21 protein-coding genes are annotated in these 13,297 nt (G+C 34.2%); 11 read left to right on the top strand and 10 right to left on the bottom strand.

Annotated features, from left to right (window positions below; all coding sequences use genetic code 11):
* Positions 1-14: 14 nt before the first annotated feature.
* Positions 15-617: a Holliday junction resolvase RecU gene (gene recU, locus JR050_RS19335; RefSeq protein ID WP_204205303.1), complete on the bottom strand. Its 603-nt coding sequence runs from the start codon at positions 615-617 to the stop codon at positions 15-17.
* 246 nt (positions 618-863) lie between these two features.
* On the opposite strand from recU, the gene JR050_RS19330 reads away from it, so the two are divergent.
* The 3 genes from JR050_RS19330 (at position 864) to JR050_RS19320 (ending at position 2,863) form a co-directional block, all read left to right on the top strand.
* Positions 864-1,859, top strand: a complete 996-nt coding sequence (locus tag JR050_RS19330; RefSeq protein WP_204205302.1) for a DUF2515 domain-containing protein — start codon at positions 864-866, stop codon at positions 1,857-1,859.
* Between the two features lie 349 nt (positions 1,860-2,208).
* The gene (locus JR050_RS19325) at positions 2,209-2,439 is read left to right on the top strand and encodes a hypothetical protein (RefSeq protein ID WP_204205301.1); all 231 of its coding nucleotides are present in this window, start codon (positions 2,209-2,211) and stop codon (positions 2,437-2,439) included.
* A gap of 64 nt (positions 2,440-2,503) precedes the next feature.
* On the top strand, positions 2,504-2,863 hold the full coding sequence (locus JR050_RS19320; protein WP_204205300.1) for a YppE family protein: 360 nt from the start codon (positions 2,504-2,506) through the stop codon (positions 2,861-2,863).
* Between the two features lie 61 nt (positions 2,864-2,924).
* Here the strand turns inward: JR050_RS19320 and JR050_RS19315 are convergent, their stop codons facing one another.
* Together JR050_RS19315 and yppF are read right to left on the bottom strand one after the other, a co-directional pair.
* Entirely contained in the window at positions 2,925-3,101 is a 177-nt protein-coding gene (locus JR050_RS19315) for a hypothetical protein (RefSeq protein ID WP_204205299.1), read from the bottom strand.
* A 107-nt stretch (positions 3,102-3,208) separates the two neighbouring features.
* Complete coding sequence (gene yppF, locus JR050_RS19310; RefSeq protein ID WP_204205447.1) at positions 3,209-3,406, bottom strand: YppF family protein; 198 nt, start codon at positions 3,404-3,406, stop codon at positions 3,209-3,211.
* A 188-nt stretch (positions 3,407-3,594) separates the two neighbouring features.
* On the opposite strand from yppF, the gene JR050_RS19305 reads away from it, so the two are divergent.
* The gene (locus JR050_RS19305) at positions 3,595-3,999 is read left to right on the top strand and encodes a YppG family protein (RefSeq protein ID WP_204205298.1); all 405 of its coding nucleotides are present in this window, start codon (positions 3,595-3,597) and stop codon (positions 3,997-3,999) included.
* Positions 4,000-4,121: 122 nt separating this feature from the next.
* Entirely contained in the window at positions 4,122-5,372 is a 1,251-nt protein-coding gene (locus JR050_RS19300; protein ID WP_204205297.1) for an MFS transporter, read from the top strand.
* On the opposite strand, the gene JR050_RS19295 is transcribed toward JR050_RS19300, so the two are convergent.
* A complete protein-coding gene (locus JR050_RS19295) occupies positions 5,362-5,511 on the bottom strand; it encodes a hypothetical protein (RefSeq protein WP_204205296.1) in 150 nt (49 codons plus the stop codon). The genes JR050_RS19300 and JR050_RS19295 overlap by 11 nt on opposite strands.
* Before the next feature lie 88 nt (positions 5,512-5,599).
* On the opposite strand from JR050_RS19295, the gene JR050_RS19290 reads away from it, so the two are divergent.
* Positions 5,600-5,791: a YozQ family protein gene (locus JR050_RS19290; RefSeq protein ID WP_204205295.1), complete on the top strand. Its 192-nt coding sequence runs from the start codon at positions 5,600-5,602 to the stop codon at positions 5,789-5,791.
* 104 nt (positions 5,792-5,895) lie between these two features.
* Here JR050_RS19290 and JR050_RS19285 read toward each other — a convergent pair whose 3' ends face one another.
* The 3 genes from JR050_RS19285 to JR050_RS19275 all read right to left on the bottom strand — a co-directional run bounded on the left by JR050_RS19285 (position 5,896) and on the right by JR050_RS19275 (position 7,024).
* Entirely contained in the window at positions 5,896-6,465 is a 570-nt protein-coding gene (locus tag JR050_RS19285) for a YitT family protein (protein WP_204205294.1), read from the bottom strand.
* Positions 6,466-6,567: 102 nt separating this feature from the next.
* On the bottom strand, positions 6,568-6,816 hold the full coding sequence (locus JR050_RS19280; RefSeq protein WP_204205293.1) for a sporulation protein: 249 nt from the start codon (positions 6,814-6,816) through the stop codon (positions 6,568-6,570).
* Between the two features lie 13 nt (positions 6,817-6,829).
* Positions 6,830-7,024: a hypothetical protein gene (locus JR050_RS19275; RefSeq protein WP_239454492.1), complete on the bottom strand. Its 195-nt coding sequence runs from the start codon at positions 7,022-7,024 to the stop codon at positions 6,830-6,832.
* Between the two features lie 135 nt (positions 7,025-7,159).
* Here JR050_RS19275 and JR050_RS19270 point away from each other — a divergent pair, with 135 nt between their 5' ends.
* The 3 genes from JR050_RS19270 to JR050_RS19260 all read left to right on the top strand — a co-directional run bounded on the left by JR050_RS19270 (position 7,160) and on the right by JR050_RS19260 (position 9,340).
* Positions 7,160-7,507, top strand: coding sequence for a YuzC family spore coat inner layer protein (locus JR050_RS19270; RefSeq protein WP_204205291.1), 348 nt, complete (start codon positions 7,160-7,162; stop codon positions 7,505-7,507).
* A 208-nt stretch (positions 7,508-7,715) separates the two neighbouring features.
* Positions 7,716-8,843, top strand: coding sequence for a phosphatidylglycerol lysyltransferase domain-containing protein (locus JR050_RS19265; protein ID WP_204205290.1), 1,128 nt, complete (start codon positions 7,716-7,718; stop codon positions 8,841-8,843).
* A 107-nt stretch (positions 8,844-8,950) separates the two neighbouring features.
* Positions 8,951-9,340 (top strand): cytosolic protein, encoded by a 390-nt coding sequence (locus JR050_RS19260; RefSeq protein ID WP_204205446.1) that lies wholly within the window; start codon positions 8,951-8,953, stop codon positions 9,338-9,340.
* A gap of 375 nt (positions 9,341-9,715) precedes the next feature.
* Here the strand turns inward: JR050_RS19260 and JR050_RS19255 are convergent, their stop codons facing one another.
* Positions 9,716-10,021, bottom strand: a complete 306-nt coding sequence (locus tag JR050_RS19255; protein ID WP_204205289.1) for a DUF6509 family protein — start codon at positions 10,019-10,021, stop codon at positions 9,716-9,718.
* Between the two features lie 127 nt (positions 10,022-10,148).
* Between JR050_RS19255 and JR050_RS19250 the strand changes: the two genes are divergently transcribed.
* Both JR050_RS19250 and JR050_RS19245 read left to right on the top strand, forming a co-directional pair.
* Entirely contained in the window at positions 10,149-10,328 is a 180-nt protein-coding gene (locus JR050_RS19250; RefSeq protein WP_204205288.1) for a hypothetical protein, read from the top strand.
* 110 nt (positions 10,329-10,438) lie between these two features.
* Positions 10,439-11,800: an amino acid permease gene (locus JR050_RS19245; protein ID WP_204205287.1), complete on the top strand. Its 1,362-nt coding sequence runs from the start codon at positions 10,439-10,441 to the stop codon at positions 11,798-11,800.
* 72 nt (positions 11,801-11,872) lie between these two features.
* Here JR050_RS19245 and JR050_RS19240 read toward each other — a convergent pair whose 3' ends face one another.
* Positions 11,873-12,793: an IS3 family transposase gene (locus JR050_RS19240; RefSeq protein ID WP_204205445.1), complete on the bottom strand. Its 921-nt coding sequence runs from the start codon at positions 12,791-12,793 to the stop codon at positions 11,873-11,875.
* 112 nt (positions 12,794-12,905) lie between these two features.
* Positions 12,906-13,297 (bottom strand): helix-turn-helix domain-containing protein (locus tag JR050_RS19235; RefSeq protein ID WP_204205151.1); only part of this gene is annotated, 392 nt, incomplete at its 5' end.

Genomic DNA, 13,297 nt, shown 5'->3' with positions numbered 1-13,297 from the left:
ATTGTTAGTGAACCTTAAAAATATAGTTTGTCGAGAATTGAAATGTAGGGAATACGAGGTTGATACCCAATCAGTATTTTATGTCCGTATTCTTCAATCTCTTTTTTTGTAATCGATTTTCTTCCACCATTCAAAAGTCGGTCCCAAAATTCAAGTAAATGAGAGGCTTCTAGATAATACACTTCATCAGTAATTGAAAATCTTAATATGACAAAACAAATTCCTTCTTGGTCTAGAACGTGTCTCATATGACTAATTTGATGTTGATGAAAGTTTTGAAGGGGAAAAGATGTTGTATTCTTAGTTTCCTTAGCTTCGAAATCAATATACCTGCCTCTATAAATTCCGTTATAGTCAGTAGTTGATGCTTGTTTAAAATAAGCTTCCTTAATCACTGCTGCACTTCTACTTGGATAATCGACATTAACGATCTGTACAGGTGTTGGTTTTTTATGAATGACCGCTATTTGCCTCTCTAAATAATAACTATTCGTTTCGTTTAAGTCTTCTTCGAGGGTCATTCCACGATTACTGTATGATATTTTTTTTGTAGTCATTTCCTTTTTGGGTGTGGTGCTGGCTTGATACACCTTTCCGTTTGGGTAACGAATGGACATATGAACCTCCTTGTAACGACACTAATACATAGACGAAATAAAAGACTGGGAAGTTACATGATAATTTATTCGTATGTAGAGCCTTTCATTATGTGGATGTATTTACATCCTATTATGTATAATACCAAAAAAGTAGGGAAAAGAGATATGAAAACATAAGTTGATGCTTTTGACCCGTCTCTATCTATCTAAGAATCGTTTACATATGAGCGCTTTAGTAAAGGATAATCATGAGGTGGACACAATATGTTAACAAAAGAAGAAATTGAGATAGTGGAGAAAATTCGGAATAACACAATAATTAATAATAGAGATAACATTACAAGAACAAATGCATATGCTGACTTTTATGAGAGAAATCCGGAAATAAAGTGGTCTTTTTTAGCAAGTATGGTGTCAAGAAATGCTGGGTGGAACATGTGTGACTTAGAAGGTGAATGGTATCCTAGAATACTGGCAAATCAATTTAGAATGCGATTATTTTTAACATATGAACGAGCTAATTGGTTGATTTTCTCTGATGCTTATCCTCAGTTATGTATTTATGAAGAGTCTAAAAGAATCGGAAAGGGGTTATTTCATCTATTACAGGAATTCTCTGTTTCGTCTTTTATGGAGAAACAATGGAAAGAGTTTTGGGAAATTAACGGAGAAGAGAAATTAATGATCTCACTCATTATTAATGAACAAAATCTAATTCAACGTCCTGTTATCGAACATCCTGTTTATGAACATAAAGTATTCAAAACGTGGATATTTTTATTACAGGATTGGTTACATTTTAGTACGGTACTTTTTCCAACGAGAGATGGACATTTATATGGATGTTCAGTCCACGATTTTAAAAAACTAACCTCTAGAATAAAGCTTGGAAAAAGTCTAGCCAAGATATTATTTCATCCTGATCTGTATTCTCGCATACATGAATTCTCAATATCTGTTGACCATACAGGTTCAAGGCATGACTATGAAGTTTTCCTAGGAGAACATAAAAAGCAAGATACTCCGATATTACGTGATGTGTTTCCAGTCATTCATCATCATAGGCATGACTTCAAAGGATGGATTGAACAAAATAACAAGATTGGAGAATGGTTGCAACCAGTTAAGATAACAAATGAAATACATATCACAGATTGGTATAGAGAAAAGCAGGAGCAACTACATCTTGGTATTTTAATGGAACAAGAATTTCAAGAATTATTATCTTTAAATAAGCTAGATCCTTCTCAATCAAAATAAAAGGCAAGGAGTCAAGTCCTTGCTCTTTTCTCTAAGTATGGATTATACAGAAGGACGATTCGGACCTTCTAATTTGGGATTACCATAACCAGCCTTTGTTTCCTCAGCTGATTTATTTTGCTTCGAGTTCTTTTCTTTATTTTTTGCCATTCATTGCACCTCCTTGTAGTAATAGCTTTTACATCACTTTTATTTTCATTCAGATGAATATCTCTTGTCGATTGGAGCTGTAAAAAATCCCGAAATCCACTTTCTTTGACGAATATGCACTAGTTTTGTCAGAGAGGGAGGTACTTTGAAAATTGTATGGAAATAGAAAAACATATAAAAATTTCTGGAGGGATTTCTAGTGGGAAATTTAGTAGCGATTGATCGTATTGAACAAGCATTTGATGAAGTGATCAAAAGTATTGATAAAATTGAAGCGACAATGGAATCTCATATTGATATTGAAATAAATGAACACAAGCTAGCTCAGCTTGAAAAGATTAAATTTGTGGAGTCTTCGGTAGTAAGACTTGAAAATAAAACAAAGACCATTCCTACAGTTCCTTCATTAAAATTAGCATTTAGTAGGTAGTTTATTTGAATTAAATGATAGAAAGAAGTATCATTAGTTCATACATTAACCTATAGGTGATTAGATGAACAAAGAATTAATCCGAAACGACACGGTCCGTTTACTACAATATAATAAAGAACTAATGGAGATTTTTGCTAACACTTTGAAAGAGGATGTTCCTTCAGATTTCCATTCGGTCGTCAAACCATACGCAGACCAAGTGTTTGAACTAACAAATCGATGGAATGAGCAAGTGAATATTTGGATAAAAAAAGAGCGTCCGAAGTACTTGCACCCAAACCAAATCGAAAATACAATTGAGAATATAACAACAGTTGCACTACAAGCTTTTTATCCTGATACTAGACCGAAGAGATTTAAGGAATTGATCCGTTCAAACGAATATATTTTAGAGTCAATCATACAAAAATTGAATGACTAACAAAACAAACAAACTATGGTACGTCCTACGATTGTAGGACACCATAGTTTGTTTTTTATCATTATTCCTCTGTTTCTTTAACAATTTGAAAGGAAACCGCATCCCTGTCAGCCGACGCAACAGGTTCAATCGCATATTCAACATGATCCGCATGCTTAGGAGCCACTTCGATTGCACTCTTTGGTAACTCGCGGTTTTGTCCCTTTGTTTGATGATGAAATGCTTTTCCACGACCCATACCATCCACTCCTTAATCAAAGTCTACTCTTCAACAATATAGAGCCTTATTAATTTGCTTTAAGAAGAGTGAATTTACAAAGGTAACTTTTAACATGATTATGAATGTTAGAGTTTTGCCTGATCTAGTCCTTCAGGTGTATAGTTATTTTCTTGCTCTAATTGTTTAACAACTTCTCTATAATCAACAATTTGGATATCTCCTCGTACGTAGCATAATTTAGCAAAATGGAGAAGTTCTATTGAATCAACGGGTTCCTGTTTACTCACTGCAATAAACCTATTTCTCAAATCCACTATGTTCATCAAAACCAAGCCCCCTATTTAAATTTGTTTTCATCTTACCATGTAAATAAAGATTCTTTAGATATTAGAATAGTGAAATTTCCGACAATTCCAGTCAATAAATTACATAGGGAATAGAGTAACACCAATTTTAAAAGTTTTCATAAACTGCTACTAACAAGACATTAACCTAGGAGGAATGATTTTTTATGTTTGGCATAAAGGAAAAGAGACGAATGGTTCGTAACCCGTTTATGAATAGTAATTCCTATTATCCGTATCAAGGTCATTCAAATCAGCCGTTACATCTCAATCAGCAATATTACCAACAACCCTATCCAACTATGAATCAGCATTCAAATACAGTAAATTCTTATATGTGGCCACAAACCCAAAATATGACACCTTTTCAAATGCCATATCCTGTTCAGGCACAAAAAGCAAAACCTAATCCAAATGCAGGTTTTAACGGGATATTGAATCAATTCAAAACAAAAGATGGTGTGTATGATGTGAATAAAATGATGAGTACAGCAGGACAAATGATGAATACTGTAAACCAACTTAATGGGATGGTAAAACAAGTTGGTGCGTTGTTTAAGACGAAGGTATAAAAATGAGTAGACATTCTACTCATTTTTTTATTTGGATGAAAAAATATATTGCAACTTTTCCTATACAGGAGTAAACTCCTTCTAGAAACATTTCGAGAACCGAAAAGAAGGAAGGAAGAGAGATGAGATACTCTTTAGACATCATTAAGAAAAACGAACGTTTTAGTATCTGGAATGGAGCTGCTTCTACCATTTCCCAAAGCTTTATCATGAGCTTTATTCCCTTGTTTGCTATTCAAGTTATAGGGGCATCCAATTTTCAGGTTGGACTAATAAGTTCAATGCCTTCCTTTATGACGCTTTTGGCGATGATCCCAGGTGCGATTTGGGTCAGTCGTTTGGAATTAAAGAAAACCTTCACCGCCTATTCAATTTTTGCTGCTCGGTTCGGTTTATTGTTAATTAGTCTGATCCCATTCATTCCGTATACAAATCAAGCCTGGATTTTAGTTGCGGTAATCGCTTTATTAAATTTCCCAAATGCAATCGCAACATTATCATGGCAAGCATTTATAGGGGACTTGATCCCTGAGAATCGGAGAGGGAAATTTTTTAGTGAACGCAATCAAATATTAACGATTGTTGGTATGATTGCAACCTTTGCTACAGGGATTACACTTAATGAATTTAGTAAATCTTCAGCATCACCCTATCAATGGATATTTCTTATAGGCTTTTTATTCGGAATACTAGAGGTTTACTACTTAATGAAGCATAAAGAAGTTACGAGTAGTAACAAAAAAGAAAAGACATTTAGTAAAAAGGCACTTAGCCAAATATACAAACATAAACCATATTTCTATTTCCTAATTTGCGCAACCTTATTTAACTTTGGTTGGCAAATGGCGTGGCCACTATTTAGTATTTATCAAATTAATGATGCCCATGCTACTGCCTTTTGGATTAGTATTTTTACTGTTGCTAATCAATTATCTCAAATTGCTAGTTACAAATGGTGGGGAAGGTTTGCAGATCGTTATGGTAATACTATCATGTTATTTATTGCTTCAATTGGAATAGGTACGGCTCCATTTTTAACGATACTTTCTACAAATATGTATTACTTAACTGCAGTGAATTTATGGACCGGTGTATTTGTGGCTGGAACTGTAACGTTACTATTTAACCAATTATTAAGCGTTTCTCCAGAAACAAATAGAACTACTCTACTAGCAAATTACAACTTCCTGGTTGCTTTGATGGGATGTATCGCACCTCAAATAGGAGTCCTTCTACTCGACTTATATGATGTGAAATTTGCGATGACGATCTCTACAATTATAAGATGGGCGGGTGCATTTTCATTTTTATTTGTGTTTTATAAAGAAAATCAAAAAAAGAAGGCTATTCAAAAGCCCTCTATTACTCTTTAGACTGATTTTCATTATATCGTTTAGCAAGTAAGGAAAAAACTTCGTTATAAGATAGTCCGGATTGAGCATTTAATCTTTTAACTTCTTCAATATTTGTATCACTAAATTTTTTAGTAGAAAATGATGAACTCTTTTTCATAAACCGCACCTCCAGTAACAATTCTTGAATATTTTGTTCACTTGATACAAAGGATATACAAGAATATAGAGGAAAAGGTGTGATTCGTATGAAGGAAAAGAGTGAAAATATAGCTGGGAAACAATATGATCCATCCTATTATCAAAAAGCATCTGAGGTTGAAGCGGGACTTGCAATGACGCATGAACAAGCAAGTGATACGTATATGGAAGGCACGATTGATGGTGAAATTGATCAATTAGATGACAAATCTACTGCAATACCTAGAAAACAAGAATAATACAAAAACGTCAAATGATTTTGACGTTTTTTATTTTGACGTTGAATGAATGACTGTGTTTATTTTTACAATGAAAGGTGGAGGTTGTACTTGCTTAACAGAGTTTATTTTATGTAGGAATACGTACATAGTGTAGTGAAAATGGCTACAAAGCAAACGGCAATTAATGAGAACAGTAAAGAAGTACTCTCAATTAATAAGCTCCCGGCTAAAATAATCGAAAAATCAAATAGAAAAATAATAACACCGACATTCATAAGAAAGGCAATGGATAATGCCTGAGCTAATAAATCTAGTCCACCTGTACTTGTTTGATATCGTAACATGAGACCAATCCCTACACCAATCAAAGCCCCACCTAAAGCGGCACTACTAATCATAGGAAGAGAAAATGTACTCCGAAGTGGGCTTAACATGTCAATAAAGAAAGAAGACAGTAACAGTCCGTGTATGCTTCTAAAAAATAGTGTTTTATTATATAAAAACGTAAATATATAAATTGGTATACTTAATATAATGATCGTTAAGCCTGGCTCAAGGCCCCATTTATATTTAGCAATCAACCCAATTCCGATCATCCCACCTTCCATTAAGTGGTGTGGCATGATGAATGCATTGATCCCAATCCCAATCAGAAGACTGCCAATTGTTACCGCACATATCCGTTCATTCAAAGAAACCATTCCTTTTTACGTCCTTTACTGCAATATATGTACAACCAATTCTAATAAGAACGTATTAAGTGAAACGAAAAAACCACCCTTGATAAGGTGGCATTAGATAAGAAGTTCATAAATATGGTTAAGCTCCGACGTACGTGGGAAATCTTGCTCATCAAGCGCGTGTTCAATTTCCTGAGGTAATATATCATTTAAAAACTGAGTTTGTTCTTGATCTAATGATCGCACAAAAGATATCTCATCATCTAATTTTGATTCAAGTTTCTTATAAATTTCTCTAGAGATTGCATGTTTATCCGTGTAATTAGAGAGGATTTCTCTTAAGTAACCTAAAGTTGTATCCATATATCTTCAACTCCTATGATTGTCCAAAAAATTCATCAAGCTTCTTCTTTTCTTCACTATTTGTAACGTTATTGTAATAGGGATTATCCTCACTAGAGGATTTAGGGTCTAAATTTGTTTTTATTGCAAAGATTGGTTCATGAGTATGCTCTGCAACTAGACGATCGGACAATGAGTCAAAATCAGGCATTTTTTTGTTTCCTTTCAATTCCTTCACCTCCATTCTCTTAGCATCCGTTTTCATAACTAAAACTATTCTTATGCATATATATATCGAAATGTCGTAAGCCTAACCAAGCATCTTACATACATTGATAAGGAAAGAATTATAGGAGGGGAATTTATGTCAGTAATTAGGAATTATCAACAATTTGGTTTTAGTGTAAATACAATACGTGAATATCCAGATGTTGACTCAACTAAGTTTTCAGAATCTGCCACTACTTTTAGAGGGTTAATGAAGGATGCTTCAAAAGTATTAGACCGTTTAGCAGATTCTAAAGCCTTTGCACATGATGTGATGTCAGCTGCACAATTATCAAATACGATCAAGGTTGAACAGCTTATTGAATCTACAGGTCTCAATTCAAAAGTAACTCCTACATTTAATCCAGACGGTCTCACAATGGTTTTTCATGATCAAGTTGAAGAAACAGATTGTTGTAAATTAACGATGACATTGAGATGGTAGAAAATCATCCAATTTAACTAATTTGAGATTGTAGACAAAGGCAACTAGAATGGAAACATTAAGTTGCCTTTTCTTTAATTATGTTTGATCGAGACTAGTTTAACCAGCTCTGATTATAGTGATATATTAATTGCCAAAAAAATTATTACACCACTCCACCTAAGCTTATGGTATATTACTTTAGTATTCATCGCATAGGAGGAGAGTTATGACAGAGACCTTAATTTATTCAATTATAGGAATTACTATAATTGTTTTTAGTGGATCCTTCTTATATCTCTATTTACAACAAACAAAAGATACTTTCTATGATCCAAACTATTTAGAACTCTTTGGATTTGTCACAAATTATGGTGGACATTTTTTATCACACTTGATGTTCTTGAATGATAAATTTGGTTTTTGGAATCAAAATAAATCGGTGTATTTTAGCCTTCAGAAAATAGCGGGAAAAGTAGTGGTACTTGGTGACCCAATCGGTGACGAAGCATCTTATGACTCTGCACTAAAAGAACTAGAAGAAAAATGTAAATCAAAGCTGGTGCATCGTCCGATTTTTTATCAAATATCTTCTCAATACATGTCTATATATAGGAATCTAAATTATCAAATAATAAAAATTGGTGAAGAAGCTAAGGTATTCTTGCCTTCATTTACGCTAGAAGGTAAACAGGTTGCTAAATTTAGAACGAGCAGAAATAAATTTGAAAGAAATGGATTTAACAGTAAAGTATTGCAACCACCTCACTCTGAAAAAATTTTAGCTGAAATTAAGGAAGTTTCTGACTTATGGTTAGGTAATAGAAATGAAAAAGGCTTTTCGGTAAGCTATTTTGACAAAGATTATATATCCCGCTTTCCGATTGCCGTCATAATTAATTCTGATGGTAAAGTTATTGCTTTTGCTACACTACCTAGTCATACGTATAAAAATGAGCAAAATATCCATATTGATTTAATGAGATATATTCCAGACAGCCCTAATGGAACGATGGATGTGTTGTTTACTTCAATATTTTTATGGGCAAAGGAAAAAGGATACGACTACTGTAGTTTAGGTATGGCACCTTTATCAAATGTAAAACCTACTAACCAACCTGCAACACTCTATGAATGGGCAGCTAATCTCATGTACGAACATGGAGAGAAGTTGTATAAATTTAAAGGTTTAAAAGAATATAAATCGAAGTTTGCCACGCATTGGGAACCTCGTTACATTGCGTATCAAAAGACAACAATACTTGGAGTGATGCTTCGTATCATCGCACTTATCCATATGAATTATAATAAGAGAAGAAAACCTGCGCTACTCCAAGTATTAAAAAGAGTCAGTTAAGAGACAGTATTAATGCTGTCTCTTTATTTTTATATTTTGTATACCCCATTTGACAATCTCTATTAAGTTGGATAGGCTTATGCAATACATATGAAGGAGGAATAATGATGCAATCATTTACAGTTACGTTTCATCAAGAAGACGAAGTAAAGCCAATGAATGTTAAAAAGTTAACAGAAGAGGATTTTAATGTTGTCACTGCTGGAGGAACAAGACATTTATTTGAGCTTGATACTAACGTAGGCTTTTTTGTTTATTTTGATGCAGAAGACGAAAAAGGAGAAGAACATTATTTAGTTCTTCAATATGAAGAAGATGGTGAAGATCCAGTAGCTTGCTTTGAGTTTGAACTGAAGGATTTCTATCAGTTTACAGCGCTTTACTTAAATGACCTTGAATTTAATGAAGAGGTAAATGAGGAAGAAGAAGAATATGGACCAATCCATCATTTAGCTCATCTCATGTACCACATCATTGAAGATGGTAAAAACGTATAACAAGAAGAAAGCCTCCGATTTTGGAGGCTTTCTTCTTGTTATGTTTTTCTGTTTAACTAAGTGATCTCCGCTCCGGCTACTTGCTTTCCTCGGGGGGGCGGTGAGCCTCCTCGGCGTTACCGCCTGCATGAGTCTCACCTGTCCCACTGCTCCCGCAGGAGTCGAGTGCCATTCCGCTACAATCAGTATATAAAAAATTTAGGTCTGTTTTTTAACACATTCAACTTTTAAAATAGAAGGAGAATATATTTGAGGTAAAAATATGCTATCAAAACATAACTCTATTTAAAGAGATCAAATTGAAATGATTGCTTTAGACGAACTAGTCCAACCAATAATCTTGCTCGTAACTAGAAGCTGCAATTGAATTTGGAATTATTTTGCTTCTTCTTCTATCGGTTCGTAGTGAGTTGAACAGAAGTCAAAGACCAATTTTTCCTCATCATCTTCGAGTTCGAATTCTAAATAACGGTCAGTGGAATTTTCGTGAAATGAAGATTGAGATATTTTCTTTGTTTCACCATCAACTGTAAAAATAACTCTCAAATAAACACCCTTTTCAGTATATAAATCATCCTCTTCGTCTACACTGACTTGTAACATAAATTCATAGCGATTGCCTTGAAGAATTTTGAATGGATCATCCATTAGTTCAACTGTGTATTCTGTAATTGTAAACATTTCATCACCTTGTCTTTTTCTTATTTACAGTTTATGCTTTCTATATTATTATACACTGAAGGATAATTATCAAAAACAAAATACATTCTATCAATGTAATTCATTAAAGTGTAAGGGAATGAACAAAATGACAACTGAAAAAAAGAAAATCAGCTTACAAGAAGCAATTAAACAGCAACTTGCGAATAAGAAACAAGCTAATGAAAATGGGAACTCAAACAGCAAACAAGGTGGTACTGGGACTCAAAAAATGAAGAGTCAGCATACAAAAAAACCTAATAACCAAAGAAGAAAAACTGGTGCATAAGATCCTCTAACATTGGATCTTTTTTTTGTTATCTCGTAAGATGAATGCTTCTGTTTTGATTTGTGAATAATACCCATGTATTTATAAGCTTGATAGATGGGAGATATAATATGACACAAAGTCAATCTAAGGATGCAAACTCGTCTAACGATAAAAAGGGAAGCTTAAAATGGTGGCAGCTTTCTCTCCTTGGCGTTGCCAGTATTATCGGTACTGGTTTTTTTCTAGGTTCTAGTTTAGCGATAAAGACAAGCGGACCTTCTATACTTATTTCCTTTTTACTTGCCGCACTAGCAACATATATTGTATTTAATGCACTAGCTCGTATGACAGCAGATGATCCGCAAAAAGGCTCCTTTAGATCTTATGCTAAAAAAGCATTTGGACGATGGGCAGGATTTAGTAACGGATGGGTGTATTGGGCATCGGAAATGTTAATAATGGGAAGTCAGCTAACTGCCTTAGGGCTCTTCACTAGGTTTTGGTTTGATAATTTTCCATTATGGCTACTTACACTTATTTATGGAGTGTTAGGTATTATTGTAATACTTGCGGGTGTAAGTAGTTTTAAAAAGGTAGAAAATGTATTAGCAATATTAAAAATTGCAGCTATATTTATGTTTATAATCATTGCCGCACTTGCACTCTTTGGTGTTATAGATGGAGAAAAGGAAGTCAGCATAAAGAAAACGTATAGTGAAATATTCCCTAATGGATTTAAAGGATTTTGGACTGCGTTAATTTATGCTTTTTATGCATTCGGAGGAATTGAAGTAATGGGGATTATGGCATCTGATTTAAAAGAGCCAAAAGATGCTCCTAAATCAGGGAAAATCATGCTCATTCTATTGACGACGATTTATCTTCTTTCACTAGGTCTTGCCATTACACTGTTATCTTGGGATAAGTTTTCGACGAAGCAAAGTCCATTTATGACAGCGCTAGAAGGTTATAATTTGCCTTTTGTACCACATGTCTTTAATGCCGTTCTTATTATCGGTGGGTTTTCTACAATGGTTGCAGCTCTTTATGGAGTGACGAACATGATCGTAACACTTTCTGAAGACGGAGATGCACCAAAGGTTTTTCAAACAACGAAAGGGAAAAAGAAGCTCCCAATTGCTGCACTATTATTAACAGTTGGTGGGTTAATCGTGTCAATTGTTGTTTCGTTATTACTACCTGATAAGATTTATGAATATTTAACTACAGCAGCGGGTTTAATGCTTTTATATACTTGGTTATTTATTTTATTCTCGTTTAAGCGTGTGATGAAAAAACTAACGGCTACAGATAAGTTTTTACGGATTCTCGGAATACTGTTAATACTACTTGCCATTAGTGGTACGATGTTTGAGAAAGTAAGCAGAATTGGATTTTTCGTTAGTTTTGCTTTCTTGGGGGTTATTGGAATTGTAACGTTAATAATGAGGAAAAAGTGGAAGAAAGAAGAAGCAACACATAAAGGTTAAAATAAAGGAAACGACAAGCATCGAGATTGAACTGCCCCCTGTCAAGTAGACAGTGGAAATAATAAAAAGGATCTAAGCGGCTTTAGCTCTATATTCCATAGTGCTAAGGCCGTTTAATCGTTTTTGGTATCTCTCATGATTATAAAAATGAATGTACTCATTTATCGCAAGAGAAAGATCCTCAAAAGTCTTATATTTATGCAAATAATATTTCTCACATTTTAGTGTTCCAAAAAAGGATTCCATTGGTCCATTATCAATACACCGACCAACTCGTGACATACTTTGTGTCATATTCGCCGCATCTATTTTACGTTTAAATCCTTTAGAGGTGTACTGAAATCCACGGTCACTATGGATAAGTGGTTTTTCCGCAGCTAATAGTACTGTAGCTTGGTCAAGTGTCTTAAATACAAGTTGGTTATTATTAGAATGTCCTAGAACATAACTTATGATTGAACCATCATATAGGTCACGAATCGCACTTAAATAGGCCTTTTTTGATTGACCATACTTAAATTCTGTCACATCCGTAACCCATTTTTCATTTGGTTTTTCCGCGGTAAATTCTCGATTTAATATATTGTCTGCCACATGTTGAGGTGTAGAACGTTTATATTGTTTCCTCTTAATCCTAATGACAGAGCGTAAACCAGCCACTTTCATTAATCGGTAAATTCTTTTATGATTAAGGTTCTCCTCAAACATTCTGTTCATATGAAGCGTCATTTGTCGGTAGCCGAAGGTGTTATCAACCTTTTTATGGAGAATTTTCATCTCTTTAATGATTTCTTCATTCAGTATTTCTCGGGTAGAAGGGGTACGGTTAAGCCACTTATAGTATGCAGAACGTGCAATTTCAGCGATCTCACAAAGTAAACTAATGCTTAAATTCTCATTTTTGTGAAGCTCCTGAATAGCGATATACTTATCCTCAAATCGGATTAGGCTTATTTTCGCCTCCTTTCGATCTCCTCTAACTTTTTTAAGAATAAATTCTCCGCACGTAACCGTTCATTTTCTCTTTCTAACTTTTTCATTTGAAGTTCGATTTTCTCTTCTGGAGTAAGCTTAGCTTCTTCTTTCTTAATACCACGTTTATCTTTTAGTGCTTCATCTCCGCCACTTCATACTTCTTAACCCATTGATAGACTTGTTGATAAGAAACATTATAAGTATTAGCTGCTTCTTGATAATCTTTTCCGCTCCCCAAGCAATCAAGTACAATTTGTATTCGTTCTTCCCAAGTTGTTTTTCTTCCCTTAGTCATAGAGCTCGTCCTTCCTTTTGACGTATCCTTTAAATCTCTATGAGTATTATACTTCTTAATCCACTCGTGGAGGACGGAATGACTTGATATTTCATACTTTTTGACAACCTCAAGTAAAGAGTATTTACCAGACAGATAATCACTAACAGCTAAAAGCTTTATTTCCTTCGAGTACCTTTTCCAAGTTGAGGATTCTTTAAGACCTTCAGAACCAAATGTATCAAAAC

Source organism: Bacillus suaedaesalsae (genome assembly GCF_016890225.1).
In the GTDB taxonomy this organism is placed as follows: Bacteria; Bacillota; Bacilli; order Bacillales; family SA4; genus Bacillus_BS; species Bacillus_BS suaedaesalsae.
The sequence above is the reverse complement of the archived record's forward strand: the minus strand, read 5'-3'. Positions and strand labels throughout refer to the sequence as shown.

Coding starts and splice junctions, on each gene's coding strand:
- recU (WP_204205303.1), bottom strand. CDS start 617: ATGTCCATTCGTTACCCAAACGGAAAGGTGTATCAAGCCAGCACCACA.
- JR050_RS19330 (WP_204205302.1), top strand. CDS start 864: ATGTTAACAAAAGAAGAAATTGAGATAGTGGAGAAAATTCGGAATAAC.
- JR050_RS19320 (WP_204205300.1), top strand. CDS start 2,504: ATGAACAAAGAATTAATCCGAAACGACACGGTCCGTTTACTACAATAT.
- JR050_RS19315 (WP_204205299.1), bottom strand. CDS start 3,101: ATGGGTCGTGGAAAAGCATTTCATCATCAAACAAAGGGACAAAACCGC.
- yppF (WP_204205447.1), bottom strand. CDS start 3,406: ATGAACATAGTGGATTTGAGAAATAGGTTTATTGCAGTGAGTAAACAG.
- JR050_RS19305 (WP_204205298.1), top strand. CDS start 3,595: ATGTTTGGCATAAAGGAAAAGAGACGAATGGTTCGTAACCCGTTTATG.
- JR050_RS19300 (WP_204205297.1), top strand. CDS start 4,122: ATGAGATACTCTTTAGACATCATTAAGAAAAACGAACGTTTTAGTATC.
- JR050_RS19295 (WP_204205296.1), bottom strand. CDS start 5,511: ATGAAAAAGAGTTCATCATTTTCTACTAAAAAATTTAGTGATACAAAT.
- JR050_RS19290 (WP_204205295.1), top strand. CDS start 5,600: ATGAAGGAAAAGAGTGAAAATATAGCTGGGAAACAATATGATCCATCC.
- JR050_RS19280 (WP_204205293.1), bottom strand. CDS start 6,816: ATGGATACAACTTTAGGTTACTTAAGAGAAATCCTCTCTAATTACACG.
- JR050_RS19270 (WP_204205291.1), top strand. CDS start 7,160: ATGTCAGTAATTAGGAATTATCAACAATTTGGTTTTAGTGTAAATACA.
- JR050_RS19265 (WP_204205290.1), top strand. CDS start 7,716: ATGACAGAGACCTTAATTTATTCAATTATAGGAATTACTATAATTGTT.
- JR050_RS19260 (WP_204205446.1), top strand. CDS start 8,951: ATGCAATCATTTACAGTTACGTTTCATCAAGAAGACGAAGTAAAGCCA.
- JR050_RS19255 (WP_204205289.1), bottom strand. CDS start 10,021: ATGTTTACAATTACAGAATACACAGTTGAACTAATGGATGATCCATTC.
- JR050_RS19250 (WP_204205288.1), top strand. CDS start 10,149: ATGACAACTGAAAAAAAGAAAATCAGCTTACAAGAAGCAATTAAACAG.
- JR050_RS19245 (WP_204205287.1), top strand. CDS start 10,439: ATGACACAAAGTCAATCTAAGGATGCAAACTCGTCTAACGATAAAAAG.